Origin of the sequence: Paenibacillus sp. UMB7766-LJ446 (assembly GCF_030226665.1) — a bacterium.
Classification (GTDB): Bacteria; Bacillota; Bacilli; order Paenibacillales; family Paenibacillaceae; genus Paenibacillus; species Paenibacillus vandeheii.
In genome coordinates this window covers 211,324-237,275 of the sequence record NZ_JASOYM010000001.1, presented here as the reverse complement: position 1 = coordinate 237,275, position 25,952 = coordinate 211,324, and the positions used below count along the sequence as shown (strand labels likewise).

Sequence of the window (25,952 nt, the reverse complement as noted above, 5' to 3'; positions counted from 1 at the left end):
ATGGAAGAAGAAAGAGGACATGGACAATCTGAAAAGAAATATGTATTGAATGAATTTGAACGTTTATATGTTTTAGATGCATTGAATACGGATATTTGGAAATTGAAAAGTCGAATTTTGATGGTTTTTGAATGTTTATAAATTATTATGAACGAAAATGATTGTTTTTTACGAATTTTATGTTACTATAAAAGCAGTTGGAGGAATGAATATGCTAACTGAAGAACGATATGCTGCAATTATAGAGCGCTTACAAGAAAGAGGAATTGTGAAACTGCAAGAGCTCGTCGATGTACTCGGTGCTTCTGAATCAACGATACGGCGCGATTTGATCGACCTGGAGAGCCGACAGATGCTGAAACGCATACATGGTGGTGCTGCTCTGGTGAATGAAAAGACGCCAGAACCAGGTATGGAAGAAAAAACGTTCAAAAACATTCAACAAAAAACGACCATTGCTCGTTTAGCTGCACAGGAGATCAACAATGGCGAATGCATCTATCTGGATGCGGGGACGACGACATTAGCCATGATTCCCTATATTGAAGCGAAGGACGTTACGGTGGTAACGAACGGACTTTCTCACGTAGAGGCGCTGGTAAGTAAACGAATTCGCAGCTATCTGCTTGGCGGTATGATGAAGATTCATACCAAAGCCGTGATTGGCAGTATCGCATTACAGAACATGGACAATTTCCGTTTTGATAAATGTTTTATTGGAACCAACGGAGTAGATGCCGAAATGGGGTATACAACTCCTGATCCGGAGGAAGCCTTGATTAAAAGACGCGCACATCAATTGTCCGGGAAATCTTACGTGCTGGCTGATTCCAGCAAAATTGGGGAAATTACATTTGCCAAACTGTTTGACCTGGAGGAGGCAGACTTGATTACTGAACGGATGCCGGAACACTGGCGTTCTGTAATCGCCCAGAAAACTAAAATAATTGAGGGATAACCATGATATATACCGTAACACTTAATCCTTCCATCGATTACATCGTGGAAGTGGATGATCTGAAGCTTGGTGAATTAAATCGTATGAACCGTGACCTGAAACTTCCAGGGGGTAAAGGCATTAACGTATCGCGAGTGCTTAATCAACTGGGAGCCGAAAACACTGCACTGGGATTTCTGGGAGGGTTCACGGGTCGTTTCATTAATGACAAATTGCAGGATGATAAGATCCGGACGGACTTTGTTACCATTGAAGATGATACCCGGATTAATATCAAGCTGAAGCATGGAGACGAGACAGAGATTAACGGACAGGGACCAGCCATTCGTCCAGAGGAAGCAGAGCATTTACTTAACAAGCTGTCTGCATTGCAAAAAGGAGATATCGTCATTCTTTCCGGAAGTATACCGCCTTCTCTGGGAGCTGATTTCTATAATCGTCTTATCAACGTATGCAAGCAAACGAGTGCCGAATTTGTGATCGATACAACGGGACCTGCATTAATGGATGCTTTGGTACATGAACCGTTGCTGGTGAAACCGAATCACCATGAGCTTGCTGAACTCTTCGGAGTAACCATCGACACCCAGGAGGAACTGGTAACGTATGGTCGCAAGCTTTTGGAAGCAGGTGCCAAGCATGTGTTGATCTCCATGGCAGGAGAAGGCGCGTTGTTGATTACCAAAACAGATGTCTACCACGCGAGCGTGCCCAAAGGTGTCGTGAAGAACTCGGTTGGTGCTGGAGATTCAATGATTGGCGGATTTGTAGGGACATTTGGATTAAACGAAGATCTGCTTGAAGCTTTCCGAACAGGTGTTGCTTCAGGTAGTGCAACGGCTTTCTCGGATGACCTGGCAACTCGGGAACTCATCGAAGAGCTGCGTACTCAAGTCACTATAACCCAAGTATAGTCAGTACAAAATAAATCGAATGAATGCCCCTTTTTCGAATGAGGGGATTCATTGGATAGCAGATAACAGCGTAACAAGTGCAAATATAATCCGGTCTGCATCACGCAGGCCGACTGAACTTAAGGGAGTGTACCAAAATGAGAATAACAGACCTGATGATCCAGGAAACGATGATCATGGACCTGCAAGCCACGACGAAAGAAGAGGCTATCGATGAACTCATTGCAAGTTTAAACCGGAGCGGACGTATTAATGACCCGGTACTTTTCAAGGAAATGATTTATAAACGTGAAGCTGAATCCAGCACGGGGATTGGTGGCGGTATTGCCATGCCTCATGCTAAGACAACAGCAGTGAATGAACCTACAGTTGTATTCTCGAAGAGCCGAAAAGGACTTGATTTTGAAGCGCTTGATGACGAGCCGGCTCATATATTCTTCATGATTGCAGCTCCAGAAGGAGCGGCCAATACCCATCTTCGTACGCTCGCGGCTCTTTCCAGGCTGTTGATTGATAGCGATTTCATCTCGCAGCTAATGAGCACGGATACGCCAGCAGAAGTTACTGCATTATTCGATGCCAAACAGGCGGAGGAGGCGGAGAAGAAGGCTGCCAAAGAAAAAGCCGAAGCGGAGAAAGCAGCAAATACTGCAAATGGAACAAACGTTGTATCCGGCTCGGGCCATACAAAGGGGCAGAAGCAGAGCGCATCTGGTGTTATTGTTGGCAATTCGGCATCTGAAGATTTTGTCGTAGCAGTTACCGCTTGCCCAACAGGTATTGCTCACACGTTCATGGCTGAAGACGCTCTCAAAAAGAAAGCGCAGGAAATGGGCATTAATATTCGAGTGGAGACTAATGGTTCCGAAGGAGCACAGAATGTACTGACAGCTGATGAAATCGCTCGTGCTAAAGGGGTGATCATTGCGGCGGATAAAAATGTAGAAATGGCCCGTTTTGATGGCAAACCGGTATTGCAAAGACCAGTGAGTGATGGTATTCGCAAATCCGAAGAGCTGATCCGTAAGGCTGTTAACGGAGACGCTCCGATCTACAGAAGCCAGGGCGGCAGTGCTGGCAAGGCTGAAGGAGAAAGCCAAGGCAAAGTGAGCGTGGGCAGCAAGATTTATAAAGATTTGATGAACGGAATCTCGCATATGCTTCCATTTGTCGTGGGTGGCGGTATTCTGCTCGCCATATCCTTCTTGTTTGAACAAATTGCAAGTCCGGAAAATCCTATCGTGCAGCTGTTGCAGACGATTGGGGGCGGAACCGGTGCGTTCCATTTCCTGATTCCTGTCCTTGCCGGATTTATCGCGATGAGTATCGGTGATCGTCCGGCCCTCATGCCTGGTATGGTGGGCGGATTGATGGCTGTTAATTCAAACGCCGGTTTCCTTGGTGGTCTGGCTGCCGGTTTCCTGGCAGGTTACGTAGTTATCAGTCTGCGCAAACTATTTAAAGGATTGCCTAAAGCCATTGATGGTTTGAAGCCGATCCTGCTGTATCCGGTGTTCGGATTGCTTATCGTAGGTGCCATAAGTTTCTATGTCTTTGATCCAATTTTTGGTTCCCTTAACACATGGCTTGTCGATGCACTTGGCAATTTGGGTACCGGAAATGCCGTATTGCTTGGCCTGCTGCTAGGCGGCATGATGTCCATCGATATGGGTGGACCGTTTAACAAAGCGGCTTATACGTTTGCTATCGGTGTATTCACATCAAGCGGCAATACAGATGGTGCCTGGATGGCAGCTGTTATGGCAGGGGGTATGGTGCCACCGCTGGCGATTGCATTAGCTACAACCTTCTTCAAATCCAAATTTACGGAGCAAGAACGCAAATCAGGTTTGACGAACTACGTGCTCGGATTTTCCTTCATCACGGAAGGTGCCATTCCATTTGCTGCAGCTGACCCGCTCCGTGTCCTGACATCCTGTATTCTCGGTTCTGCTGTTGCAGGTGGACTGACTCAACTGTGGAGCATTAACGTACCTGCTCCGCATGGCGGAATTTTCGTTGCGGCACTGGCGAATCACGCTTTACTCTTCCTGCTTGCTGTAGCAATCGGTTCAGTGATCTCCGGTCTGATTCTCGGATTGTGGAAGAAATCGCCGACTGTTCTGAAATAAATCAAAGGGTAAAGTTTTATCCAAAGGCTATAAACAAGCTCCATCCTATAACTTTGTAAAATGGCATCTTCTGAGTGAAATTCACTGGGAAGATGCTTTTTTATTTCGCTGCGGGTCATTTTGTGATAAAATAAACCATATCAATTAATGAAACGAAGTTTCATCTAATGAAACAAAAGGAGGGTCCAGAATGTCCAATGATCAGATTAAAGGTCAGGTACGCAAGCAATTTGCTAAAAATGCAGATAAATATGTGACCAGTGTCGGCCATGCCAAAGGGGACGATCTGTCATTACTTGTAGCATCATCTCAAGCGAGTTCTGATATGAAAGTGCTGGATATTGCTACTGGAGGAGGACATGTTGCTAATGCATTAGCTCCACTTGTGAAGCAGGTTATTGCATTGGATTTGACGGAAGAGATGTTGCAGGTGGCTGAACGCTTTATCCGAGGGAATGGACACCAGAATGTGGATTTTGTAGCAGGGGATGCTGAACATATTCCTTTCGAGGATGATTTCTTTGACCTTGTGACCTGTCGCATAGCGGCACACCATTTTCCAGACGTATCTTCCTTTGTATCAGAGGCGCTTCGAGTCATGAAACCGGGTGGCAAGTTGTTATTGATTGATAATGTGGCACCTGAACGTGATGAGAACGACCAATTTTACAATGAAATCGAGAAGTGGCGTGATGCAAGCCATGTTCGGGCATGGCGTAAGACGGAATGGGTTCGGATGCTGGAGCTTGCCGGATTCCGATTGGCAACGATGGTTACCTTTGAGAAGCGCTTCATTTTTGAAGACTGGTGTAACCGGGCTGGACTTCCCGAGGCGGAGAGCAGAGAGCTTGAAGCAAGCATGCTGAGCGCGCCATCTGTGATTAAGAAGTATTTCAAGTTTGAAGAAACACAACAGGGCAGACTCGTCAGTTTTGAGGGAGAAAGTGTATATATTCAGGCGATAAAAGCAAAATAATGATTCACTATGGTTGAATTTTCGTCGGAGTTAAGAGATTAAAAAAAGGCAGAAGTACCCGTTAAAGGGGCAACTGCCTTTTTTAATTCGGTACACATTTCGACAATCAAGGTTTCAATATAACTTTGGTACATTCGTCTTCAAATTTGCATTAAACGACAGGCCATTTTTCTTTACGCAATGCATGAAGCAGCTCGGGGGAGGCGTTCAGGTTATCCCGTACAAGCTCTTCCGGGGTTAATGCCATCCATTGATTTAGAGAGATATCCTCAAAGTGATCACTTCTGAACATTTCCAAAAACCATAACGTGTCCGTACCCGTATTCTGAATATAATGGCCCATGGCTACAGGAACATATCCGACATCCCCAGCCCGATAATCAAACGTGCGTGCAATACCATTTCCTCCAAACACCGTCATTCTACCTTGTCCGGTCAGATAGTACTGCCATTCATCTGCATTGGGATGCCAGTGAAGTTCGCGCATGCCTCCAGGCTTGATTTCAACCAGTGCTGCGGCAACCGTAGTAGAGATCGGGAAGTTGGTGGAATCCACAATGCGCACACTTCCTCCTGGTGTGATGATCGGTTTCTGGGCTAACAGTCGGTACTTAAAGGAGAGAGGGACCGTACCATATGGGGACTGCACTTCCTGACTTTCGAGGGAACCAGGAACCTGATCCTGAAAAATGTAAACCTGCTCTGTTGGCATGGATTGGAAAGCAGATTCAGGCACGCCAAAATTAACGGACAATACGTCCGGTGGCGTATGCGCAAACCAATCGGAGATGGATAACGTGTTCAGATCAGAGAAGGAGCCGTCATCAAATACAAGCAAGAACTCACAACCATCAGCCAGTCCCTGAATGGAATGGGGCAGACCTTTCGGGAAAAACCACAGATCTCCCGGTCCAACATCCGCGATAAAGTTATGACCATTCTGATCCACGGACGTAATCCGTGCTGTGCCCCAGATCATATATGCCCATTCAGACTGCTGATGCCAGTGCAGCTCCCGCACGCCTCCAGGTGTAAGACTCATATTCACACCAGCCAGTGTCGTGGCGATGGGCAGATCCCGTACTGTAATTTCACGGGACCAACCGCCATGGTTCAACTGCATATGTGTATCGGAAAAAGACATTTTCAGATTGGGTAATAATCCGTTGTCGGTCACCGGAGGAACCAGCATATCCGGATTTTGTAGATCTCTCATTACATCCCGAGGTCCCAGATCGGGACCTCCTGCACCGTCTTTTCGTATCGGCTGCGGTATAATTAACGGCTTGCTATTGTTGTTTTCATTGTTCATATGCAGACTCCTCCAGTTCAATCACTTCATCCAGGACAGTTGTTGTCGGTATAGTGAAGAGTATGAATCAGAGCTTGGCTAATATGAGGGACGGGAATAATCGGCGTTGACGGAATGGAAAATAATGAGGTAATTACCGGGGGAAACCAAATGTCTGTATTTGAAAAAAAGAATATCTTCTCCTGAGCGCTGCAAGCTCAGCCTAACAAAAAAACCATGTCATCATGACGTGGTTTTTTTGCTTAGATTTAGCAATCAATATGAAGTGTATGACGAAGGCGTTTGATATCACTTTTGGGAGGAAGGCCATACATACGGGCATACTCCCGACTGAATTGGGAAGGACTCTCGTAACCAACCTGGAATGCAGCATCGGCTGCATCGGTTGACCCTGCAAGCAGCATTCGCCGGGCCTCCTGCAATCGAATCTGTTTTTGATATTGCAGTGGGCTCATGGCAGTAATGGCTTTGAAATGATAATGCAATGAGGACGTACTCATGTTGATCATGGAGGCCAACTGCTCGATTCGCAGTGGAAGCGCATATTCGGATTGGATCATTTCAATAACCTGGGCGATGTGCTGGGCATGACTGTTCTGAACTGCAAACTGCCTGATGGAATGTCCGTGTTCGTCCTGTATCAGGCGATATAGAATCTCGCGGATCATAAGCGGTGCAAGTACGGGAATGTCTTCGGGTGTATCCAGCAGTCGAACCAATCGGATTACGGATTCCAGAAGTGGAGGCTTGGTTGAGCTTACAAACAGTCCCCGGCTTGATGAATTGTCGGGTTTGGTTTGTGAGGCGGGAGAGTCCTGGATAAGATCGAAAATCTGCCCTGAATTAAAATCAAGTCGCAGACAGAGATAAGGATGATCTGGTGCAGCCTGTACAACCTGCCCTGAAATAGGCAAGTTTATGGAAGCGACCAAATACTGTGAATGGTCATAGGTGTAGCTCTCCCGTCCGAGAATAACCAGCTTGGACCCTTGGGCCACAATGCAAAGGGCGGGTTCATGCACGGTATGGATGGGCTCAGAAACCTGGGAAGCACGGATCAAAGCAAGGGAAGGAATGTCTGTTAGATGAACCCCGTCTTCGTGGGTAAAACGTCCGATCAAGCGGGCCAATTCCTGCTGCTGCTGAATAATAGCTGTGTCTGGTTCCGTTTTTGAAAGCATGAATTACAGGCCTCCTTTTCTCGTACTTGTATAACTATTTTAGAATGTGCTGGACGAATAGGCAAGAATACTGTGGGATTCTTCTATCGTACTGAGACGGATTCCTTACATAATGAAAATAAGCAATTGAATCTGTTGGACAACAGAAAGGAGTGTCGTGGAAATATGGTAGACAATACATCAGGAAGCAAACAAGAAGTGGAACACCCGTATGTTGGGATGTGGGTGACGAAGGATGGATACATCAGGCATGAGCTTCTTCCTGACGGTCGCTATGATGAAGCACGGGGAAATAGGCAAAGTGCATATCAAGGTCGCTATGTAGTCGATGAAGATCATATTGAATATGTGGATGATACTGGCTTTACTGCGGATGGGGACTTTAAGGACGGCGTGCTTTACCATGCGGGCATGGTTTTGTACAGAGAAAAGGGACAATAAAATATTATCAAAAGGGAGAGAAATCAATATGTCCAATGTAAAAGGGAAAGTGGTTGTGATTACCGGTGCAAGCAGCGGAATTGGGGAGGCAACGGCGCGTGTGTTGGCAGAGCAGGGGGCTCATGTTGTCATTGGTGCAAGACGGGAGGATCGGCTAAAGGCGCTGGCGTCGTCCATTCGATCAGAAGGTGGATCGGTTGAGTATCATACACTTGATGTTACACAGTTGGAAGAAATGCAAACGATCGTTGAGTTCGCACTTACTTGTTATGGACGCTTAGATGTGATTGTAAATAACGCCGGAGTCATGCCGCTATCGCCTCTTGAAGCCTTAAAAGTGGACGAGTGGAACCGGATGATTGATGTTAACATTCGCGGTGTTCTGCACGGCATTGCAGCTGGTCTGCCAGTTATGAGAAAACAGGGCTCCGGTCAGTTTATTAATATCGCCTCTATCGGAGCCTATGCTGTGACTCCAACGGCTGCGGTATATTGTGCAACAAAATACGCTGTCCGTGCGATCTCGGAGGGTCTGCGACAGGAAGTAGGCGGGCATATCCGTGTGACCCTTGTATCGCCGGGTGTGACTGAATCCGAACTTGCCGAATCGATCTCTGATGATGAAGCACGCGAGTTTATGAAGGAATATCGGCGCATTTCCATCCCGGCCACGGCTATTGCTCAGAGCATACTGTATGCGATTAGCCAGCCAGCTGAGGTGGATGTGAATGAAATTGTGGTGAGACCCACAGCAAGCATGGCTTAAACGTTGCTGACCAACTTAAGAGATGTTCCCAACCGTGTAAACGGATTTGGGGACGTCTTTTTGTGCTCTGAAAGAGAGCTCGTCTGGATTGCAATATGGTATAGTAATGATCAAAGTAACGCACCAGAGAGAGGGGAATAATGCATTGACGCTGCAACAGCTAAAATATGTGATTGAAGTCGCCACGCGTGGCTCGATGAATGAAGCCGCCAAGCGGCTGTTTATTTCCCAGCCCAGCCTGTCGAATGCCATTCGGGATCTGGAGCAGGAGCTGCGAATTACTATTTTTGAACGTACAAATAAAGGGATTACCTTGTCCAAAGAAGGCGTGGAATTTCTAAGCTATGCACGTCAGGTGGTAGAGCAGGCCGAATTGCTGGAGAATCGTTATTTGAATGCTAAGCCGTCTCCGCAGCATTTCTCCGTCTCCACACAGCACTATGCTTTTGCGGTGAATGCATTCGTGAAGCTGGTACAGCAATATGGGCAGGATGAATATGAACTGGCTCTGCGGGAGACGAAAACGTATGAGATCATCCAGGATGTCAAGAGTTTGCGCAGCGAGATCGGCATTCTTTATCTGAATGAATTCAATTCAAAGGTTATTAACAAGCTGCTCAAGGATGCGGGTCTGGTATTCAACAGTCTGTTTGTTGCCAAGCCGCATATCTTTATCAGTGTGCAAAATCCGCTCGCGAAGCAGGAGTCAGTTGCGATTGAACAGCTTCAGGATTATCCATACCTGTCCTTTGACCAGGGGGAGTATAACTCCTTTCATTTTTCAGAGGAGATCCTGAGCACACTTTCTCATCCCAAAAGTATACAGGTTAACGACCGGGCCACGCTGTTTAATCTGCTGATTGGTTTGAATGGATATACCATCTCGACAGGTGTGCTTAGTGCCGACCTGAATGGGAACGAGATCATACCCGTCCCGCTGGAGTGTGAAGAGACCATTAATGTCGGTTGGATCAGTCACAAAAATGCTTCGCTTTCCAATCTGGGTATGGAGTATGTTCAGGCTCTGCATGAGGCGATTCAACCCTGAATGCCAGGAGCAAACCGTTTCCGTTCCATCGGAATCGGTTTTTTTATTGTTTTTATATCATTCAGGTCTAGGGTACAGTATTATCTTCCCGTATAATATAGGGACATACTTATAATCATTGCGTAACGTACGAAGGGAGAACGGTTAGTGCGAGTTTTATACCGAAATAAGAGTGAACAGCATGAGTTGACGATATATGATACTTCCAGGCTTTATGGGGAAAAGGGCCGGTTTCGTGTGCTGGAGTTCTCAAACGCAGCTGTTCAGGGCGCCATGGATCTGGACGAACCATCCCGAATGGTGCTGGAGTATCCGAGAGCGATGGCTCACCTGATGGAACGAAATAATCCTGATTATGAATCGGTTTTTGTGGTGGGACACGGCATTGGAACCTTATCAACCTACCTGTCTAAGCGTCAGGTTAAAGTTGCCGAACTCGATGCGGAAGTCGTTGAACTCAGCAAAACCTTCTTTGGATATAGTGGAGTTGATGTGCTGGTTGGTGACGGTCGTGAACTATTGGAGCGGGAAGCCTCGGGCTCCTACAATTATATTATTGTGGATGCGTTTACGGCTACGGGAACTCCTGCACAGTTCACTTCAAGCTCATTTTTCACGATGTTAAAAGACAAATTGCATTCGGGTGGTATCGTACTGCTGAATGTATTCGGACGTGCGGGCAATGACAGATTGGTGAATGCAATTCATACCACGTTACAGGAACACTTCGCTTATACGCGCTCATTTGCATTGCCAGCTGAAACAACTGATGAAGTCCAAAACCGCATTTTGGTGGGTTGTGACGAACCCATCTCATTTCAATCGCGTCATATGGCTGGGTTTGTAGAACAACAGCCTGGAGAGGGCTATGTTATTGTAGATTGATATAATCTTAATCTCGTATACAGTCCAGTATGATTGCGAAGAAAGTACGATCATGCTATCCATTTTATGTACTCAATTGTCATTAAATTGTCAATCTTCCTATGTATTTATTCGAATTTCATAAACTATTTATGTCTTCTTAACAACTTTCGTATAAAATAGAAGGAATATGCCTTTTCATGAAAAACCGGGGGAAGCAATAATGATCGCAGAGAATAAAACACCCAGATTAAGAAGAAAAGTAAGGGAGTTCAAAAAAATCAGCCTCACCGCTCTGTTGAGTGGGTTGGTCACCATTGCCGTTTTGATGACATTGACCATTATGTTTATTTCATCTTATACATCCCAGAAGCAGTCGCTGATTAATAATACACTCTCACTGAATTATTCAAGTGCCGTGCAAATGAGCCAAACACTGGACTCGTTGTTTCAATCCATGCAGGGCAGTTTGAAGTATTCAGCCAATTATTTTCCGGAAATGGATTATGCAGACGCCAATAAACTGGATTCCACACTGGATTTGATTCGAAACAGCAGTAATTATTTCAATTCGGTTTCTCTGGTAGATGAATCGGGAATCATTCGGGGTTCATCTCCCTATTTGGAAAAAAGCCTCGGACAGCCTATCACTTCGGATGCAGCCAAAAAAGCGTTCAAATCCAGAGCTTCCTATATCTCAGAAGCGTACCGCGCGCCGTATTCGGAACGAAGAAACGTTTTTGTGAGTGAGCCGATCTTCAGTCCATCAGGTGAATTCAAAGGTTTGATTAGCGGGAGCATCTATCTGCAGGAAAACAATATCTTGAACCTGTCATTTGGCAGCCAGCTCAAGACCAGTAATGGTTCTTATTTTTTTATTGTTGATGCCAAAGGAACATTGCTATTTCACCCCGATACAGAAAGAATCGGTGAAAATCTAAGCAAAAATCAAGTTGTGCAGAAATTGCTAAACGGACAGACGGGTAAAGAACAATACAAAAATCTGGCTGGTGTGGACTCACTCGCAGGTTATTATAAGGTGCCGACAACCGATTGGGGAGTTGTTGTTGTATCTCCAACCCAGATGGTTTACGATCAGCTGAATCAACATATCCGCATGCTGCTCTTGTACACCTCAGTGCCATTCATCATTCTGACGCTTATCGTTATTCGTGTAGCACGCAAGCTGGCCAGTCCATTTGTATACCTTGCCGACCTGGTTAACCAAGTGGATCAGGGCAAAGTAGATTTGCCTGTAATGAAGCCGCATTGGAACAGAGAAGCTGACCTGTTAACGCGCACCGTGCTGAGTACATTGGCGAATTTTCGCAAGCAGAAGGATCAGCTTACGTATGATGCCAGAACGGATGTATTAACTGGAATGACCAATCGCAGAACATTTGAAGAAGTTATTCAGCACTGGATTGATGAAGAAGTTCCTTTCTCCATTGTAGTCCTGGATATTGACCGCTTCAAATCCATAAACGATACGTATGGGCATCATGCGGGGGATCAGGTTCTGAAGCATATTGCGAATATTATTAAATTGTCGGTTCGGACGCAGGATGTATGTTCCCGGTTTGGCGGCGAGGAGTTTGTTGTGTTATTACGACATACGGAATCCAAAACAGCGTATCAGATTGCCGAGAATATTCGAGTATCTGTGGAACAGAGCGTACTGCCTATTGATCGTTCTGTAACGATTTCGGCAGGTATTGCCGAATATCCGTTGCATTCTACAACAGCCACAGAATTATTCCATTTGGCGGACAATGCGTTATATCAAGCCAAAGAAGAGGGGCGTAATCGTACCATTACAATCCAAACGGTCATCAAATAAGATGTTACGGGCCTCATATCGAAATAAAAGAAGCTAATCCTATCTGAGAAAGGGATTAGCTTCTTTTGTCTTTTGTTTAGACTTCTTGAGATCTGGCCAGGACTTCATTCGTATACTGTTCTCCCCAGTCTCGCATGCTGTAAATAATCGGCTGGAGCGTTTCTCCAAACGGTGTAAGCGAATATTCCACTTTGGGCGGAACTTGAGGATAGATTTCCCTGTGAACAATTCCGCTGCTTTCCAACTCTCTTAACTGGAGAGTTAGCATCCTTTGGGTGATATCTGGAAATAATTTTCGGATCTCGTTGAATCTTAACGAACCAGAGAATAGGTGATATAGAATCGCACCTTTCCATTTGCCTCCGATGACACTAAGCGTGACTTCGACGGAACAGCCATAAGGAGTGGGACACTCATCAATGGTTTTCTTTTTCATTATAATTGCACCTCCATCGTGGTGGTTATTTATGGTATCTATTGGAGTACTACATCACATAAATGTACGTATCATTCATCTATGAGCATATCACTTCTCTCTTGGATTATAAACCCCATGGCTCAGCATGATGTTCAGACACCAAAGAACCCTGGCTTCGTGCTAGCGAAACCAGGGTTAGGGAATGAAATGCTGATTATATCAAATGGTCCAGAGAGTATGCCCCTGCACCCGCAAGTGCAACACCGATCAACGATCCGAGTATAACCAGATTGTATTCGAATCCTCCGTTCAGATTCCAAAGTCCCTTACCTGCATGAACTTTCGCTATGGCAACAACCATAGGAATCATGAGCAAAATGGCAGCAACACCAGTCCAGAGACCTGCTCCAAACAGAAATCCACCGATTAATTCAATGAGCCCTCCAAAGACCGCCATAACTCTCGCAGGCTTCAGACCAACCGCACCAAAAAATTCGGCAGTTCCTGATATGCCCTCTCCACCAAACCAGCCAAACAGTTTCTTGCATGCATGACCCAGCATAATGAAACCAATAACAAGTCGAATAATAAGTAATCCGGTGTCTAACATGTACTCTTTTCCTCTTCTCTGGTCATATAAAACGGATTCGTCTGGTATCGTATAAACGTCAGATAAGTGAGGCCAGAATGGTATCACATAACGCCATGGTTTCAATATTATCCTTGCCACTGGAATGTGGAACAGACTTGTTCTGACAGCATTCCATGAAATGAGCCATCTCACCTACAAATCCTCGTAAGTAGAGGTCGCGATAAGCCCCTGACATGGGTGAGCCGGAAGGGGTGAAAACAGTATCCTGCTCCTCAAGGGATTTCCAGGGAAGGTTATTTTCTGTACGAGATGGATGAACCGTGAGTGTGTTAATCTCATCTGCTAACGCAAATCCATCGTCAAAGGTGACGAGTACACTTTCGCTCTCACGTGACCATGCACTCATGCCTGCAAAGTAGACACTGCCCACCACACCCTGATCAAATTTAAGGGAAATGCTCTGGTTGATATGTTCTCCGTCCTTAACCGTCGTGCCTGTAACCTGTACGGCCTCCCCGAACAGAAAACGCATCAGATCAACCATATGAATGGCAGCGAGCTTCATAAATTGCTCCTCATTCTTGCAGAATGGAGTGCTGTCTACAGCGAATTTCATTTGGAAAGAACGTGTTCTGCCCATTGATCCGCCATCAATCAGTTCCTTGAGTTTTATGTAGACTGGAGCATACCGTTTCATAAATCCAACCATGACAACCACACCTGCCTTTTGGGCAGCCTCAGCCACAGCAGCGGCCTCCGCAGCGTTCCATCCGAGGGGCTTATCCACATATACATTTTTGCCAGCCCGGATGCATTCAAGGGCAAGGGCAGTCTGATCCTCTGGTTGCGCCACAACAACAACGCCATCACAGTCTTCATTCTGCAACATCAGCTGAGTATTGTTATAGGCTTTCCCGTTGCTCCCAAAACGAAGGAGGGCCGCCTTGGAACGTTCAATACTGCGGGTAGCAATGGCCTGAATTTCTGCTCCTGCTTCAACCGCAGAAGGATATATATTTGTGGATGCATGAAAACCTGCACCGATAAAACAAAGCTTTGCTTTTTTCATGTGGGATCTCTCCTTTAAATTCATATCACCATTCACCTAATGTCTACGATAGGGAGTTTGGATATGATAAAAAAGGACATATGTCCTTTTTGTTGAAGCTTGTAAAAAAGATGTTGCAAACTTATTTTGGAGCATGTATACTCATAATTACGGTAAAACAAGCTATTGCTTGACCGGAATGCTTTTCATCCATGATGAGAAGATACATATTATGCGGTCGTGGCGGAATTGGCAGACGCGCACGGTTCAGGTCCGTGTGGGCTAACCCCCGTGGAGGTTCGAGTCCTCTCGACCGCATCAAAGTAAAAACTCGCGAAATTGCTCTAGGGCAATTTCGCGAGTTTTTTTATTTATTGAATTTCAATTGTTGCACACACAGTCCTGCGATGGCTCCAGCAATACCGAAGAGCGCAACACTGGCCATGACTTCATACGCTTGAAAGCGAAACAAAAAAGCGATGCCGCTGCCAAATGTCGTTCCGGCGAGAAATCCGAGAGAAATCCCTATTTCTTTGGTTAATTTCATAGGTTCACCTGCTTGGTAATGTAAGTTTAGGATTTGCAAATTTTTAAAACAGGAAGTAAAGTGTGATCAGGAAAATACTCACATTTTATTTCCTTTTTTCATTTTGTGGTTTTATCCGTGCATTTATGCATGATATTTCTTAAGGGAGGTAAGAACGAATGAATATGAACGAGCGAATTGCAGCATGGAACGAAGAAGCGCAGAATTGTACTTGTGGGCATCATCACCGTCTGGTGCAAATGCAGGTTTATTTGGAGCATGGAGCAATCCGGCGGTTACCTGGCTATTTGTCCGAGCAAGTGTACAGACATGTGACCGTTGTTTATGATCGATATACGGGACCGGCAGCAGGATACCAAGTGATAAAGAACATTCAAGAAGCGGGCGTTCATGTGGATGAGATATGCATGCCAGAGAACAAATCGGGGGATGTGATCGCCGACGAGGCGGGAATTGTGCAGGTATTGCTGGGTGTAAAAAAGGGAAGTCAGGCGATCATTGCTGTTGGCTCAGGGACCATTCATGATCTGGTGCGATTGTTTGTTCCAAAATGAACAAGCCCTTTCTGTCCGTACCGACAGCAGCTTCGGTTGACGGATTTACCTCGGCAGGCGCACCTCTTATTGTAAGCGGCGTCAAACAGACTTTCCAGGCGGTGCCGCCTGAAGCTATATTCGCGGACATCGATATTTTGGAGCAGGCTCCGCAAGAGATGAATGCCGCCGGATTCGGGGATATGCTTGGGAAATATACATCACTGGCGGACTGGGTGGTTTCCAGGGATCTGGGTGGGGAGCCATTCTGTTCAGTAGCGTATCGCATGACAGAAGAAGCACTAATGACCTGTGTGGAGCATGTACAAGGTATCGCCGAAGGGCGGGCCGATGGTGTGACTGTATTAATGGATGCGCTGATTGCTTCCGGCATTTCCATGCTGATCATTGATCATTCCCGTCCTGCATCTGGTGGTGAACATCATGTGTCCCATCGGTGGGAGATGGATCTGATGGAGGCAGGGCACAGGCCTGTTTTGCATGGTGCCAAGGTGGGTGTTGCCTGTGCACTGCTTGCGGTAAAATACAAAGATCTTGCACAACAATCCGACGAGCCGGTTTTCCGTATATACAATAATCTGCCTGATTCATCCCAGCTTACAGCTTGGCTAGAGCAGGTTGGTGGCCCTACAACAACTGAACAACTGGGGATATCCATGGAGATGGTGGAACATGCGTTCACCACAGCTCATTTGCTTCGGGATCGGTATACAGGCCTGAAATATATCAACGAGATTCTTAACGTGGGTACGAAATAAGGTTGGAGAGATATAACCAGTGTTGTTTTGCATTATTAGTTGTACGTACAAATATAGAATGAATTGTGTAAAGTATGAGACAAAATCGTGTTGTTGTTTATAATAAAGGTAATTATGTTTGATTCGAAAGCAATATCTCCTAATGAGTTACTGAGAAAGCTTGGTCAGTCAAGGGATTAAGGAGGTAGAACAAACGTTATACAAGCCGGATTCATGTATGAATTATAGCCTATCTCCTTTGGGGAACAGGCTTTTTTTCACTTTTTATAACAAGTTTAAAATTAATTTGTTCGTACAAATATAACGTGAACGTAAAGCCGGCCATGAAGTTCTATTCTTTTAAATACGCCATGTTTTAATGAGTGGTTTGTAAGTGTCTTTAAAGTATATATGGAGAGATGGAGCCGTTCTTGAAGAATAGAGTTTCGCCTCGTTCAGAGAGTGAGCTGTATGGGCGCAGGGAAGGGAGTGACGAGGGGGCGGAGGATGATGCAACCAAAGGTGGTTAGAGGGCAGGAGGACCGCTTATCGTCCTGGAGAGATGATGCTTAATGCACATGACTAGAGAAATGGTAACCTAATATCACCTGTACGATGAAACTTAACCTTTAAAAAGGCTCTGTCTTTCCCATGAGGGAGGACAGAGCCTTTTGGTTGTTCGCTAATTTAGTTATTGTGGCGATCTTTCAAGATGACATCTGCGAACAAAATAGTTTTCGGGATGCGGAAAAACTGTTCCGCTTGTTCCTGAAACGCAGCAGAAGGCAGCGTTCCCTGATGCAGCCATTTGCGGAAAGTGCCGGGGTGAACCCCGATCCAGTGGCTGACATCTGTCACCGACAAATCATGGACCATACACAAGCCTGTCAGAATACGGTTGCTAACCGGAGAACGGGTCACCGTACGCTTCATGAAACGGGAAGGCTCGGGCTGACAAATGACAGGGCTTTTGCGTACCACTTCTTCGTTAAAAAGAATGTGACGCGGGTAGCCGAGCAATTGACATGCCTTGTCCAAATTGGTACTGCCGGGTATCCGTCCTTCATACACCCACGCGCTGACGCTGCGTGAAGAGATGGATAGATCTTCGGCGAGCTGGGACAACTTGATATCATTGGCCATCAGCACGGCAAGAAGAACACGGTTGCGGATTTGACAGCGTGTCGGTTTTCGGAATCGTTTAACACGGACGCCTTTTCCCAAATATTTACGGTTGATCAGAGACCACGCCTGGATGGAATGTTGTTCTGGTTGATTAGGCATATTTCCTCCGATTTTTTTAACCAAATACTACAATAAGTATGGGGGTACTTTCAAGTGCCGGGTGCACCTGTTTCAAATGAGCCGATGCGTGAATCCGCTCCAAAGGAGGAATTATGAACTAGAACAGACGTAATTCACATCCTAGTATATTCCTAGATTACAATGTTTCACTAAATTTAAGGGATCAAATAGATAATCAATAAAAATAAAATGAGTCTAATTACCTATTAGTGTGACTATAGTACTTTTATCTATTTTTTGTTGATATGATGCGGTTTATTTCCCTGATTTACCCATAAATATTCGATTTTCGTTAAAGGAACCAATTTCCAATGTGCACAAATCTGAAATTAGAAATCCGCTTGTTCAGCCAGGCATGTGGCCTGTCAAAATCTCTTACTCTTACATATCTTGTATATAGATCAAATGAGAGGGAGAGGTGAGAAACGTGAATCCATCCGTAAGTACCTTTGCTGCCATTTCAGGGGCGTTCATGACGTTTGCTTTTGGTGGATGGGATCAGTTGCTTAGCTTGCTGGCGGTTGCAATGGCTGTGGATTATATTACGGGTCTCGCTGCTGCAGTCAGAACGGGTAAGGGATTGAATAGTAATGTTGGATTTTGGGGGCTCGCGCGCAAAGGCCTTATGTTGACGGTTATTCTGCTAGCCCACCGAATTGACATGCTCATGGGAACTGACATTATTAAAGGGGGAGCCATTTACTTTTATCTCGTGAATGAGCTGATATCCATTACCGAAAATTATGCCCGCATCGGGCTTCCGCTGCCTGACAAGCTCAGACAAGCTATAGCAGTGCTCAAAAAGCAGGAGAGTTTGGCTGACCGGGAATGGCCTCAACCACAGCCGAACTTGGAGGATCAGGAGACAAATGATCAAGCGACGGAAGTTGTCAAGGACAAACAGACAAACCCGAGTGAACAGACAGATAATACACCTCAGGAGAAATCAAAAGGCGAATGAAAGCAGCCCCGATTAGATTGTCTTTGAAGAGAACGTTTCCAAGTATCCTTTCGTAATAGAGGACGTTATGATATATTTTGGATACAAGAAAATTCATTCATACCAATTATTATACTCAAATGAGGTGCTTGTCTGATGATTAAACATATTGTTCTGTTTAAAATGAAGGATCGTTCTTCTGAAAGTATTGAAGCGGCTGCTACTGTTCTCCGCAATCTGCAAGGGAAAATTGATGTTCTGGTTTCGCTTGAAGTAGGTGTTGACGTGCTTCGTTCGGACAGATCTTTTGACATCTCACTTACAGCAGAGTTTGCATCACTGGAAGATCTTCAGGCATATCAGGTGCATCCATTGCATCAGGAAGTCATCAAGTATATGAACGAGGTCAGAGAGCAGTCGATTGCAGTAGACTACGAAATCTAATCAGTAATTCATTCTACTTTGGATAAAGGGGACTCTGCATGAGCGATTTAAGAGACGTTATGGAATTTTTATATATTTTTGTCGTGTTTCTGATCGCTTGTCCTGTGATGTTATTTTGGCTGAAGCGAAGAGGAAAAAGGAACCGATAATTCACTGAACGGGAAGTGAACATATTGTATTATGTCAACAGGGAACAGATTGCGCGCAGACTTGCTGCCGTACCGGAGGTGGCTGAAGGTCTCCGCCGCGCATCACAGGCTTGGGATGGAAGTCTAATGCTGGGTTTGGTACAGGAACGTTGTCTTCATCTGGCCATTGAGATCGTTACGGATGTGGGGAGTTACCTCATTGACGGCTTCATCATGCGTGATGCGAGCAGCTATGACGACATTATTCAGATTAACCACGAAGAGAAGGTTTTTGATCATGCAACCTATGAGGTGCTTAGTCGCCTCGTATCGTTGCGCAAGCCGCTCGTTCAGGACTATTACAGCTGGGAGCGGTCTGAACTGCATCCGCTGAGCAGTGACTTGCCGGGCGTGCTTGAACATTTTTCCCATCAGGTCCATACCTATGTGGAAAAAGAACTTGGACCTTTCCAGACTGTACAGGCCGAGGGACAGAGCAAGGAATGAGGGGAAGCAGCATGACGAACGAATGGAAAGATGATCAAGAAGGAAATCATGAAACGAATGATATACCATCCGGATTTCATCCGGTATATATGATTGAGCTGTTATTTCAGGAACGTCCTGTTATAGATCAGGGGCGTTTGCAGGATGCCATGAGCCGTCATACCGGACAAGTCCGGCTTGACGTGAAGCAGGGCAATGGAGAGCATAATCCCGAGATGCTGGTTTTCTACCATCTGGACCATAAGGTTTCTTTTCAGGAAGGTAACATTCCGGCACAGACTTGTGTGCTCCCTGTTACTGAAATTGTAGATCGTGCCCGCTTTGGAGGGGCTTTACAGCAAGCCTGGCACTGGCCAGAAGCAGGACAAGCTATGGAAACGATCCAATATTCCATCCGTCTTCACGATATGTTCACTGCTGCCATGCCGCGCAAACAGCGACTTGAATTGTTCCAAAAGACGATTCAGGCAGTCATGGAAGTGTTGCCTTGCGACGCGTTGTACTGGTACGGCAGTGACAAATTGGTTGAACCGGAAGCCTATATGCTGTCACAGGAGCGTGAAGAACATCTATACGCTGCGATGAATGTGCGCATGTATCAGGCTGGAGGTACGGAGGAACAGCGTCAGCTGGTAATGGACACGGTAGGATTGTCAGCACTTGGTGTGCCTGATGTACAGTGTCATTTCATTGGACTAGATCCGGATACGGTAGCCCAGACATTACTGGGTGCCGCCTATTACATATTTGATCAGGGAGATGTTCTGCAAGATGGACAGACGCTGGGATCTTCCGGCGGACGACGCTGGCGTTGTGAGCATCAGGCGGCGATGATTGCACCGGGACGATATGTAATTGATCTGGACCCGGGGGATGAACATGCGGCTGCTCCGCTTGAGCCGGCCCGGCAGACCTGAGGCGTATCACTATAACGTCAGCAGGTGCGGGAACGGTATCCAAAATTTTTTTGGTATCCGAGTGTCAGGTCAAGCCCTTGCTGCTTATACTGCATCAACAGAGTAGGCATTCGCCCGGATTGACGAGCAACAGTCCGTTGCTTGGTTATTCGGTACTTCATTTAAGGTAAAGGGAGAGATGCGACGTGAAGGATTCTAACAAAAGTTTGTTGTGGGGAGCATTAATCGGCTCGGTTGTAGGTTCAGTGACAGCTTTGCTGCTGGCGCCAAAATCAGGACGCGAACTGCGTCAAGATATTTCGGAAGGTGCACGTCAGGTGAGTGAGAAGGGTCAGGAATTGGCTAGCAAGGTAGGCGAACAAAGCGCACTGATCGTATCCAAAGTAAAAGAGACGGCGGATGTCGTTATCCAGGATATTCAATCCTGGGGCAATTGCGCTGAAGGTAAAGAAGTGCGCGTATCCGCAGTTATTACGGATTCCGATTCTTCCATTGATTCAGCTGGGGACAATGCAGGAAATGAGTCGGGTATTGAAGTCATCGCGAAGCTTCCTGCTGATGATTCGAAAGACAACATCTAAAGCTAAGCTTGAACGTGAGCAGGCTTTCCTCCATCTGGAGGAGGGCCTGTTTTGTTGTGCGTGGTCGTACAGGACCTGTACAATACGGCATTTTGTTTGAACCCTGCGATGAAATCGGGTAAGATGTAGGTACCTTTTTGCCTGAAAATTCATACGGTAGGAAGAAAGCTCTGGGAACCAATTTGTTAACAGAACCAATTCAATAAAGAAGGAAGCGGTGTGTTCGTGCAGCAAGCAATCGCTATATTAGACTCCGGTGTAGGGGGATTGACTGTCGCCAAGGAAGTGATGCGTCAGCTCCCACGGGAAAAGATCATATATTTTGGAGATACCGCCCGAACACCGTACGGACCCCGTTCGTCCGAACAAGTTAAACAATTCACGGAACAAATCGTTGATTTCTTGATCCAGTTCGATCCGAAGGTTATCGTTATCGCCTGCAATACGGCTACGGCAGCAGCGCTCGACTATATTCGAGCCAAGGTGAATGTGCCTGTCATCGGTGTCATTCATCCAGGAGCACGAGCAGCCATCACAGCCACACGCACAGGACGCATTGGTGTCATTGGCACTGTAGGAACGATTGGAAGTGGTGCATATACCTCTGCACTCAAACAATTATCTCCATACATTGATGTGGTCAGTCAGGCTTGTCCGGCACTTGTGCCGCTGGTGGAGCAAGGCGAATTCCGTTCCGAGCAAACGACAAGTACGGTGAAGCAATCTTTGGGCCAGATTAAACAACAGCCAATTGATTGTCTTATTCTGGGTTGTACGCACTATCCTTTTCTCATGGAAACCATTCAGGAGGTTATGGGACAGGAAGTGAAGCTGATCAGTTCGGCAGATGAAACGGCGAGGGAAATCAGTACGATTTTGTATGATAAACGAAAGCTGGCCAGTGGGGATGAGACGCCGGTACATCAGTTTTTTTGCACAGGGGACCCACGCATGTTCCAGAATATTACCCGCCAATGGTTGGGAGAACAAATCTCCAAAACACCAGTTGTATGGCAGGTTACGCAATTATCATAGCGAATTTTTTGATTTCTATAGCTTATAAGAATCCCGGAACCTAAGCGTTCCGGGATTTTTATGTTCGGATAGAAAAGTAGAGGAGCTTCGGAAGATCAATATGTTTTTGTTATGTTGGCGGGATTTGCACGATTCATGTCACATGACGGACAACCAGCTCCGCATACATATTACATACAGTATGGACACAGGCGAGAAAAGAACAGGAGATTACAACGTTTCCTAAGGGGAAGGAGATCAACATGGAGCTGCAATGGATCATTGTTCATCAGGGAGATACCTTATCGCGTATTGCGGCAGCAAATCATATGACCAAGGAGCTGCTGGCCGCTCTTAACCCGGAAGCAGCGTCCCAGCCCTATTTGCTGACAGGACAGATGCTGCGCATTACGCCGGGAACGGGACGCAGATATGCAGTGCAGCCGGGGGAGAAGGTAGGCGTGATTGCATTACGTTTTGGAGTGAATGAAGAAGAATTGCGAAAGGCCAATCCAGAAATAGCGAACATTCCGGACTGGTGCGGACGATGTATTCATATTCCCGATTCAAATGGAAAAACTATCGTAAAGTTGCAGGGAGAGTATGGTTACCGTGAAATGAACCGTGATATCGGTTTGTTGGAAAAGAAGTATCCATTTATCGAAAGTGGCTCGATTGGCAGCAGTGTTATGGGCAAGGCTTTGCCTTATCTGCGTTTGGGTCAAGGACCCAGACATATTCATGTCAACGCCTCTGTTCATGCGAATGAGTGGCTGACAACGGCGGTTCTGATGCGGTTCATTGAAGAATATGCGAAAGCCTACAGCACGAATACGCCATGGAATCAATTTCAGACGGAGCGATGGATGCAGGAAACCACGCTGTGGGCTGTACCTATGGTCAATCCGGATGGAGTTGAATTGGTACAAGAGGGCGTAGTTAATGACCATCCCCATGCAGAAGAATTGCTGGAATGGAATGCCGGGCGCTCCCATTTTACGCATTGGAAGTCCAATATCAGGGGAGTAGACCTTAACGATCAATTCCCGGCTTATTGGGAGGAAGAGGCAGCTAGAAGAGGGATAACGTCACCAGGGCCAAGAGATTATGCGGGAGTCGCTCCCTTATCGGAACCGGAGGCGTTGGCACTCGCACAGTGGACCGAGCAGCATCCATTCGATGCTGTCGTTTCACTGCACAGTCAGGGGCAGGAAATTTATTGGAACTACCGAGATTTGGAGCCGAAGGAGAGTGCTCCACTGTCACGCAGACTGGCAAGGGCTTCAGGATACAAGGCAGTCAAGCTGGGTGGGAGCGATGCAGGATACAAAGACTGGTTCATTCAGAGGTTTCGGAAGCCTGGGTTCACGGTAGAAGTGGGTCTGGGGGTCAACCCGCTCCCCATGGATCAATTTGATGATATCTGCGTGGAGGTTGGTATGCTGTTGGCTGAATTATTAACAGATCGAGAGCACTAACAGGGAAGAGTGAGAATCCATATAACCTGACTTCACATAATTTGGATGGGAAGACATGAAACTTACGGGTTGTCCACTCGTATAACAGGAACGGGCGCTGTTACCGGCGTTCGTTTTTTTATCTGTAAGTTGCATCATTCGTTCCGAATCGTTCTGGAGCGGGTAATAATGAGTGTGACGATTACGTGTATTCGTTTTATTTTTTGGTGTAATAACCATACGGAGGGGTTCATATGAAGTGGAGAAGACTGCTGTCGTTCAAACGATGGACACAAGTATTCAAACGGCTGCCGCGTCTGTTGCGGGCTCCGCAAATCCCTTTGGGAGAGAAGCTGCTGTTTATCATCCCGGCGCTGCTCTACTGGGTTCTTCCAGACGTGATGCCGTTTATGCCTATAGATGATATTGGTGTCACGCTGCTGCTGATGAACTGGTTTGTAAGTCGTGCGGAGCGCAAATATCCGGTGCTTACAGCGGATACGTCGTCTTAACTAGTGACGAAATGGTTGGTATTCCCATCGATTTTGCATCAATGTTATTGCGGAACGCAGTAACTTTCTTTACAATAGATGCTGGAGTTTAGAAATGCTGAAATTGTTGGAACCAGCAATTACGATATAGGAGATGAATGGAATGAATTGCAAAATTACACGTAATGCCGCAAAAGTATTAAAACTTGAACTGGACAAGCCTGAGAACGAAGGTAAATTGCTGCGCGTTGTAATCACACATGCGCATGGAGATCATGCCCACTACGGACTTGATATTGATACGCCAAAAGAAAATGATACGGTCGTATCTACGGATAAAGAGATTGACGTCATTCTTGAGAATGACCAACCTTTGCTGGATGGCGTTAAAATTGATTACCTCTACTTCCCTGAAGAAGGCTTCGTTATTACGAACCCATCCAAGGGCAACCACGGCGACCACTAAGGGAGCGAAGAAGGGGAAATCATGGCTAACGATATCCGCGTATGCGAAAAATGTAATCATATCAGACTAAAATCGATTGTAGCCAAGTTGGAGAAAATGGCTCCGGATACGGAGATCAAGATTGGTTGCAAATCGTATTGCGGTCCTTGCGCGAAGCGTGCTTTTGTCTTCATCAACGGTCGGTATATCAGTGCTCCGTCAGAAGAAGAAGTGCTTGCGAAAGTAGCGAAATTCGTGAAGTAATTGTATGGGAATGCAGTGGGCAGAGCAAACTTTTCCACGAGGGTAAAGAGAGGCCGTGGCCTCTCTTTTTTTAGTTGTGATTGGACAAGGCCCAAGATTAAAAGGTGAAGCCGGGCATCATTTCAACAATCTCAAAGGTATCCTCTTGAAATTCAATGGCGATGATCGTATCGCTTTTTTTCAAAAAATGAACATGACCCAGGCGCTCTTCCTCCAACTCAACCCATCCCGCTTCGGATAACTTCTCAAAATAATCGGATGGTACATATAACCCCTGTTCTCCTCCGATATGTTTCAATTCATATTTAATGCCTTCTTTATAGTTTGGATTGTCTGAATATGCCGTTAGGCTGAGCTGCTTTGCATTCACGGGAACCGGAATTTCGTTATTAATGGAGGAGCCTGTATATCCCGTTATTTCATACGTCGAAGCTGTACAGCCGCTGATCAGTAGCAATAAAGGTACCAGAATGAAAAGAAACCAAAAGTTTTTCAAAACCAAACCTCCTTGTAAAAAAGGTACTTATCAAATAAACGCAGCAAACCCGGAAAAGGTTATACATAATTGATATTCATATTTAATTTGGGGAAAAGCGAAGCAATCCGTCATTGTTTCAGCAAAACAAGAATAAGGAAGGCCGATGTAAACCATCTTAAAGGGGTAACAGGAACATGATCCCAAGGAGGAATACTCATGCCGAAGCGTTATGATTCCAGTTTGCAAGCCGATACAACCGTATCCCAGGCGCAGAATGCAGTGAACAAACTTCATTTTGCCGTTTCCCAGGCAATGTCACATCCAACTGAACAGACCATTGAACAGGCAGAACGCCGTTTGGCGCATACCGAGCAGGCCATGCGTCAAGCCGAACTTTCGCTTGGAGGTCAGGGCGTTGAGCTGGCAGAAGAGATGTTCATTGAGGAGAAGAGAAGGTTAAACTCGATCCAGAGTCAGAATGGGCAAGGGGATCTATAGGCGTTCCTGTCACACCAGAACCCGCAGAGCAGAAGTGCTTTGCGGGTTATTCATGTCTTTTTTGAAAAGGGATCTCAGCCAAACTGTATGTAACATGCCGCTTAAAATTTTACGAGAAGGTTAATAGACCAAGAGCAGGCAAATTTCACACAGGA

Annotated in this window: 28 protein-coding genes, 1 tRNA gene and 2 pseudogenes; 23 read left to right on the top strand and 8 right to left on the bottom strand. The window is 46.0% G+C overall.

Annotation, left to right across the window (positions count from 1 at the left end):
• The 5 genes from QP794_RS01015 (at position 1) to QP794_RS00995 (ending at position 4,980) form a co-directional block, all read left to right on the top strand.
• Positions 1 to 141 carry a hypothetical protein gene (locus tag QP794_RS01015; RefSeq protein WP_285074541.1) on the top strand — a complete coding sequence of 47 codons (141 nt, stop codon included), beginning with the start codon at positions 1 to 3 and terminating at the stop codon, positions 139 to 141.
• 70 nt (positions 142 to 211) lie between these two features.
• Positions 212 to 958 carry a DeoR/GlpR family DNA-binding transcription regulator gene (locus QP794_RS01010; protein WP_024629170.1) on the top strand — a complete coding sequence of 249 codons (747 nt, stop codon included), beginning with the start codon at positions 212 to 214 and terminating at the stop codon, positions 956 to 958.
• A 2-nt stretch (positions 959 to 960) separates the two neighbouring features.
• Positions 961 to 1,872, top strand: coding sequence for a 1-phosphofructokinase (pfkB, locus tag QP794_RS01005; protein WP_285074540.1), 912 nt, complete (start codon positions 961 to 963; stop codon positions 1,870 to 1,872).
• Between the two features lie 137 nt (positions 1,873 to 2,009).
• A complete protein-coding gene (locus QP794_RS01000; RefSeq protein ID WP_285074539.1) occupies positions 2,010 to 4,004 on the top strand; it encodes a PTS fructose transporter subunit IIABC in 1,995 nt (664 codons plus the stop codon).
• Positions 4,005 to 4,194: 190 nt separating this feature from the next.
• On the top strand, positions 4,195 to 4,980 hold the full coding sequence (locus QP794_RS00995; RefSeq protein ID WP_285074538.1) for a class I SAM-dependent methyltransferase: 786 nt from the start codon (positions 4,195 to 4,197) through the stop codon (positions 4,978 to 4,980).
• Between the two features lie 151 nt (positions 4,981 to 5,131).
• On the opposite strand, the gene QP794_RS00990 is transcribed toward QP794_RS00995, so the two are convergent.
• Both QP794_RS00990 and QP794_RS00985 read right to left on the bottom strand, forming a co-directional pair.
• Positions 5,132 to 6,292, bottom strand: a complete 1,161-nt coding sequence (locus QP794_RS00990) for an oxalate decarboxylase family bicupin (RefSeq protein ID WP_285074537.1) — start codon at positions 6,290 to 6,292, stop codon at positions 5,132 to 5,134.
• 248 nt (positions 6,293 to 6,540) lie between these two features.
• Complete coding sequence (locus QP794_RS00985) at positions 6,541 to 7,473, bottom strand: AraC family transcriptional regulator (RefSeq protein WP_285074536.1); 933 nt, start codon at positions 7,471 to 7,473, stop codon at positions 6,541 to 6,543.
• Positions 7,474 to 7,638: 165 nt separating this feature from the next.
• Here QP794_RS00985 and QP794_RS00980 point away from each other — a divergent pair, with 165 nt between their 5' ends.
• From QP794_RS00980 to QP794_RS00960, 5 genes are all read left to right on the top strand, one after another.
• Positions 7,639 to 7,914, top strand: a complete 276-nt coding sequence (locus QP794_RS00980) for an Atu4866 domain-containing protein (RefSeq protein WP_285074535.1) — start codon at positions 7,639 to 7,641, stop codon at positions 7,912 to 7,914.
• Between the two features lie 28 nt (positions 7,915 to 7,942).
• Positions 7,943 to 8,680, top strand: a complete 738-nt coding sequence (locus tag QP794_RS00975) for an SDR family oxidoreductase (RefSeq protein ID WP_285074534.1) — start codon at positions 7,943 to 7,945, stop codon at positions 8,678 to 8,680.
• 145 nt (positions 8,681 to 8,825) lie between these two features.
• Positions 8,826 to 9,728, top strand: coding sequence for a LysR family transcriptional regulator (locus tag QP794_RS00970; RefSeq protein WP_024629180.1), 903 nt, complete (start codon positions 8,826 to 8,828; stop codon positions 9,726 to 9,728).
• A 147-nt stretch (positions 9,729 to 9,875) separates the two neighbouring features.
• Positions 9,876 to 10,613 (top strand): spermidine synthase, encoded by a 738-nt coding sequence (locus QP794_RS00965; RefSeq protein ID WP_285074533.1) that lies wholly within the window; start codon positions 9,876 to 9,878, stop codon positions 10,611 to 10,613.
• A gap of 202 nt (positions 10,614 to 10,815) precedes the next feature.
• Positions 10,816 to 12,432: a sensor domain-containing diguanylate cyclase gene (locus QP794_RS00960; protein WP_285074532.1), complete on the top strand. Its 1,617-nt coding sequence runs from the start codon at positions 10,816 to 10,818 to the stop codon at positions 12,430 to 12,432.
• A 76-nt stretch (positions 12,433 to 12,508) separates the two neighbouring features.
• Here QP794_RS00960 and QP794_RS00955 read toward each other — a convergent pair whose 3' ends face one another.
• The 3 genes from QP794_RS00955 to QP794_RS00945 form a co-directional block, all read right to left on the bottom strand.
• Positions 12,509 to 12,868: a winged helix-turn-helix transcriptional regulator gene (locus QP794_RS00955; protein ID WP_285074531.1), complete on the bottom strand. Its 360-nt coding sequence runs from the start codon at positions 12,866 to 12,868 to the stop codon at positions 12,509 to 12,511.
• A gap of 196 nt (positions 12,869 to 13,064) precedes the next feature.
• Positions 13,065 to 13,460 carry a DoxX family protein gene (locus QP794_RS00950; RefSeq protein ID WP_285074530.1) on the bottom strand — a complete coding sequence of 132 codons (396 nt, stop codon included), beginning with the start codon at positions 13,458 to 13,460 and terminating at the stop codon, positions 13,065 to 13,067.
• A 58-nt stretch (positions 13,461 to 13,518) separates the two neighbouring features.
• On the bottom strand, positions 13,519 to 14,511 hold the full coding sequence (locus tag QP794_RS00945) for a Gfo/Idh/MocA family protein (protein ID WP_285074529.1): 993 nt from the start codon (positions 14,509 to 14,511) through the stop codon (positions 13,519 to 13,521).
• Between the two features lie 213 nt (positions 14,512 to 14,724).
• On the opposite strand from QP794_RS00945, the gene QP794_RS00940 reads away from it, so the two are divergent.
• Positions 14,725 to 14,808 (top strand) — tRNA-Leu (locus QP794_RS00940).
• 49 nt (positions 14,809 to 14,857) lie between these two features.
• Here QP794_RS00940 and QP794_RS00935 read toward each other — a convergent pair.
• On the bottom strand, positions 14,858 to 15,037 hold the full coding sequence (locus tag QP794_RS00935) for a hypothetical protein (RefSeq protein ID WP_094937442.1): 180 nt from the start codon (positions 15,035 to 15,037) through the stop codon (positions 14,858 to 14,860).
• Positions 15,038 to 15,195: 158 nt separating this feature from the next.
• On the opposite strand from QP794_RS00935, the pseudogene QP794_RS00925 reads away from it, so the two are divergent.
• Positions 15,196 to 16,349 (top strand): annotated as a pseudogene (locus tag QP794_RS00925) (sn-glycerol-1-phosphate dehydrogenase).
• 666 nt (positions 16,350 to 17,015) lie between these two features.
• Here the strand turns inward: QP794_RS00925 and QP794_RS00920 are convergent.
• The gene (locus tag QP794_RS00920) at positions 17,016 to 17,612 is read right to left on the bottom strand and encodes a helix-turn-helix domain-containing protein (protein ID WP_024629188.1); all 597 of its coding nucleotides are present in this window, start codon (positions 17,610 to 17,612) and stop codon (positions 17,016 to 17,018) included.
• Between the two features lie 439 nt (positions 17,613 to 18,051).
• On the opposite strand from QP794_RS00920, the pseudogene QP794_RS00915 reads away from it, so the two are divergent.
• The 10 genes and pseudogenes from QP794_RS00915 to QP794_RS00870 all read left to right on the top strand — a co-directional run.
• Positions 18,052 to 18,447 (top strand): annotated as a pseudogene (locus QP794_RS00915) (phage holin family protein); the annotation flags it as partial.
• 282 nt (positions 18,448 to 18,729) lie between these two features.
• Positions 18,730 to 19,017: a Dabb family protein gene (locus tag QP794_RS00910; RefSeq protein WP_285074526.1), complete on the top strand. Its 288-nt coding sequence runs from the start codon at positions 18,730 to 18,732 to the stop codon at positions 19,015 to 19,017.
• 173 nt (positions 19,018 to 19,190) lie between these two features.
• Complete coding sequence (locus QP794_RS00905; RefSeq protein WP_285075183.1) at positions 19,191 to 19,652, top strand: DUF86 domain-containing protein; 462 nt, start codon at positions 19,191 to 19,193, stop codon at positions 19,650 to 19,652.
• An 11-nt stretch (positions 19,653 to 19,663) separates the two neighbouring features.
• Complete coding sequence (locus QP794_RS00900) at positions 19,664 to 20,569, top strand: DUF4261 domain-containing protein (RefSeq protein WP_285074525.1); 906 nt, start codon at positions 19,664 to 19,666, stop codon at positions 20,567 to 20,569.
• Between the two features lie 185 nt (positions 20,570 to 20,754).
• Positions 20,755 to 21,150: a YtxH domain-containing protein gene (locus QP794_RS00895; RefSeq protein ID WP_024629193.1), complete on the top strand. Its 396-nt coding sequence runs from the start codon at positions 20,755 to 20,757 to the stop codon at positions 21,148 to 21,150.
• 225 nt (positions 21,151 to 21,375) lie between these two features.
• Positions 21,376 to 22,185: a glutamate racemase gene (gene racE / locus QP794_RS00890; RefSeq protein ID WP_024629194.1), complete on the top strand. Its 810-nt coding sequence runs from the start codon at positions 21,376 to 21,378 to the stop codon at positions 22,183 to 22,185.
• Positions 22,186 to 22,427: 242 nt separating this feature from the next.
• Entirely contained in the window at positions 22,428 to 23,642 is a 1,215-nt protein-coding gene (locus QP794_RS00885) for a M14 family metallopeptidase (RefSeq protein WP_483311861.1), read from the top strand.
• Between the two features lie 233 nt (positions 23,643 to 23,875).
• On the top strand, positions 23,876 to 24,133 hold the full coding sequence (locus QP794_RS00880; protein ID WP_285074524.1) for a hypothetical protein: 258 nt from the start codon (positions 23,876 to 23,878) through the stop codon (positions 24,131 to 24,133).
• 142 nt (positions 24,134 to 24,275) lie between these two features.
• The gene (locus QP794_RS00875) at positions 24,276 to 24,578 is read left to right on the top strand and encodes a heme biosynthesis protein HemY (protein WP_053783595.1); all 303 of its coding nucleotides are present in this window, start codon (positions 24,276 to 24,278) and stop codon (positions 24,576 to 24,578) included.
• 21 nt (positions 24,579 to 24,599) lie between these two features.
• Positions 24,600 to 24,821, top strand: coding sequence for a YuzB family protein (locus tag QP794_RS00870; RefSeq protein ID WP_024629198.1), 222 nt, complete (start codon positions 24,600 to 24,602; stop codon positions 24,819 to 24,821).
• 97 nt (positions 24,822 to 24,918) lie between these two features.
• On the opposite strand, the gene QP794_RS00865 is transcribed toward QP794_RS00870, so the two are convergent.
• Complete coding sequence (locus QP794_RS00865) at positions 24,919 to 25,317, bottom strand: hypothetical protein (RefSeq protein WP_285074523.1); 399 nt, start codon at positions 25,315 to 25,317, stop codon at positions 24,919 to 24,921.
• Between the two features lie 198 nt (positions 25,318 to 25,515).
• Between QP794_RS00865 and QP794_RS00860 the strand changes: the two genes are divergently transcribed.
• Positions 25,516 to 25,797, top strand: coding sequence for a hypothetical protein (locus QP794_RS00860; RefSeq protein ID WP_024629200.1), 282 nt, complete (start codon positions 25,516 to 25,518; stop codon positions 25,795 to 25,797).
• Positions 25,798 to 25,952: the final 155 nt, after the last annotated feature.

Coding starts and splice junctions, on each gene's coding strand:
- QP794_RS00860 (WP_024629200.1), top strand. CDS start 25,516: ATGCCGAAGCGTTATGATTCCAGTTTGCAAGCCGATACAACCGTATCC.
- QP794_RS00945 (WP_285074529.1), bottom strand. CDS start 14,511: ATGAAAAAAGCAAAGCTTTGTTTTATCGGTGCAGGTTTTCATGCATCC.
- QP794_RS00900 (WP_285074525.1), top strand. CDS start 19,664: ATGACGAACGAATGGAAAGATGATCAAGAAGGAAATCATGAAACGAAT.
- pfkB (WP_285074540.1), top strand. CDS start 961: ATGATATATACCGTAACACTTAATCCTTCCATCGATTACATCGTGGAA.
- QP794_RS00875 (WP_053783595.1), top strand. CDS start 24,276: ATGAATTGCAAAATTACACGTAATGCCGCAAAAGTATTAAAACTTGAA.
- QP794_RS00995 (WP_285074538.1), top strand. CDS start 4,195: ATGTCCAATGATCAGATTAAAGGTCAGGTACGCAAGCAATTTGCTAAA.
- QP794_RS01010 (WP_024629170.1), top strand. CDS start 212: ATGCTAACTGAAGAACGATATGCTGCAATTATAGAGCGCTTACAAGAA.
- QP794_RS00960 (WP_285074532.1), top strand. CDS start 10,816: ATGATCGCAGAGAATAAAACACCCAGATTAAGAAGAAAAGTAAGGGAG.
- QP794_RS00975 (WP_285074534.1), top strand. CDS start 7,943: ATGTCCAATGTAAAAGGGAAAGTGGTTGTGATTACCGGTGCAAGCAGC.
- QP794_RS00880 (WP_285074524.1), top strand. CDS start 23,876: ATGAAGTGGAGAAGACTGCTGTCGTTCAAACGATGGACACAAGTATTC.
- QP794_RS00950 (WP_285074530.1), bottom strand. CDS start 13,460: ATGTTAGACACCGGATTACTTATTATTCGACTTGTTATTGGTTTCATT.
- QP794_RS00980 (WP_285074535.1), top strand. CDS start 7,639: ATGGTAGACAATACATCAGGAAGCAAACAAGAAGTGGAACACCCGTAT.
- QP794_RS00885 (WP_483311861.1), top strand. CDS start 22,428: ATGGAGCTGCAATGGATCATTGTTCATCAGGGAGATACCTTATCGCGT.
- QP794_RS00935 (WP_094937442.1), bottom strand. CDS start 15,037: ATGAAATTAACCAAAGAAATAGGGATTTCTCTCGGATTTCTCGCCGGA.
- QP794_RS01000 (WP_285074539.1), top strand. CDS start 2,010: ATGAGAATAACAGACCTGATGATCCAGGAAACGATGATCATGGACCTG.
- QP794_RS00920 (WP_024629188.1), bottom strand. CDS start 17,612: ATGCCTAATCAACCAGAACAACATTCCATCCAGGCGTGGTCTCTGATC.
- QP794_RS00955 (WP_285074531.1), bottom strand. CDS start 12,868: ATGAAAAAGAAAACCATTGATGAGTGTCCCACTCCTTATGGCTGTTCC.
- QP794_RS00990 (WP_285074537.1), bottom strand. CDS start 6,292: ATGAACAATGAAAACAACAATAGCAAGCCGTTAATTATACCGCAGCCG.
- QP794_RS00985 (WP_285074536.1), bottom strand. CDS start 7,473: ATGCTTTCAAAAACGGAACCAGACACAGCTATTATTCAGCAGCAGCAG.
- QP794_RS00910 (WP_285074526.1), top strand. CDS start 18,730: ATGATTAAACATATTGTTCTGTTTAAAATGAAGGATCGTTCTTCTGAA.
- QP794_RS01015 (WP_285074541.1), top strand. CDS start 1: ATGGAAGAAGAAAGAGGACATGGACAATCTGAAAAGAAATATGTATTG.
- QP794_RS00870 (WP_024629198.1), top strand. CDS start 24,600: ATGGCTAACGATATCCGCGTATGCGAAAAATGTAATCATATCAGACTA.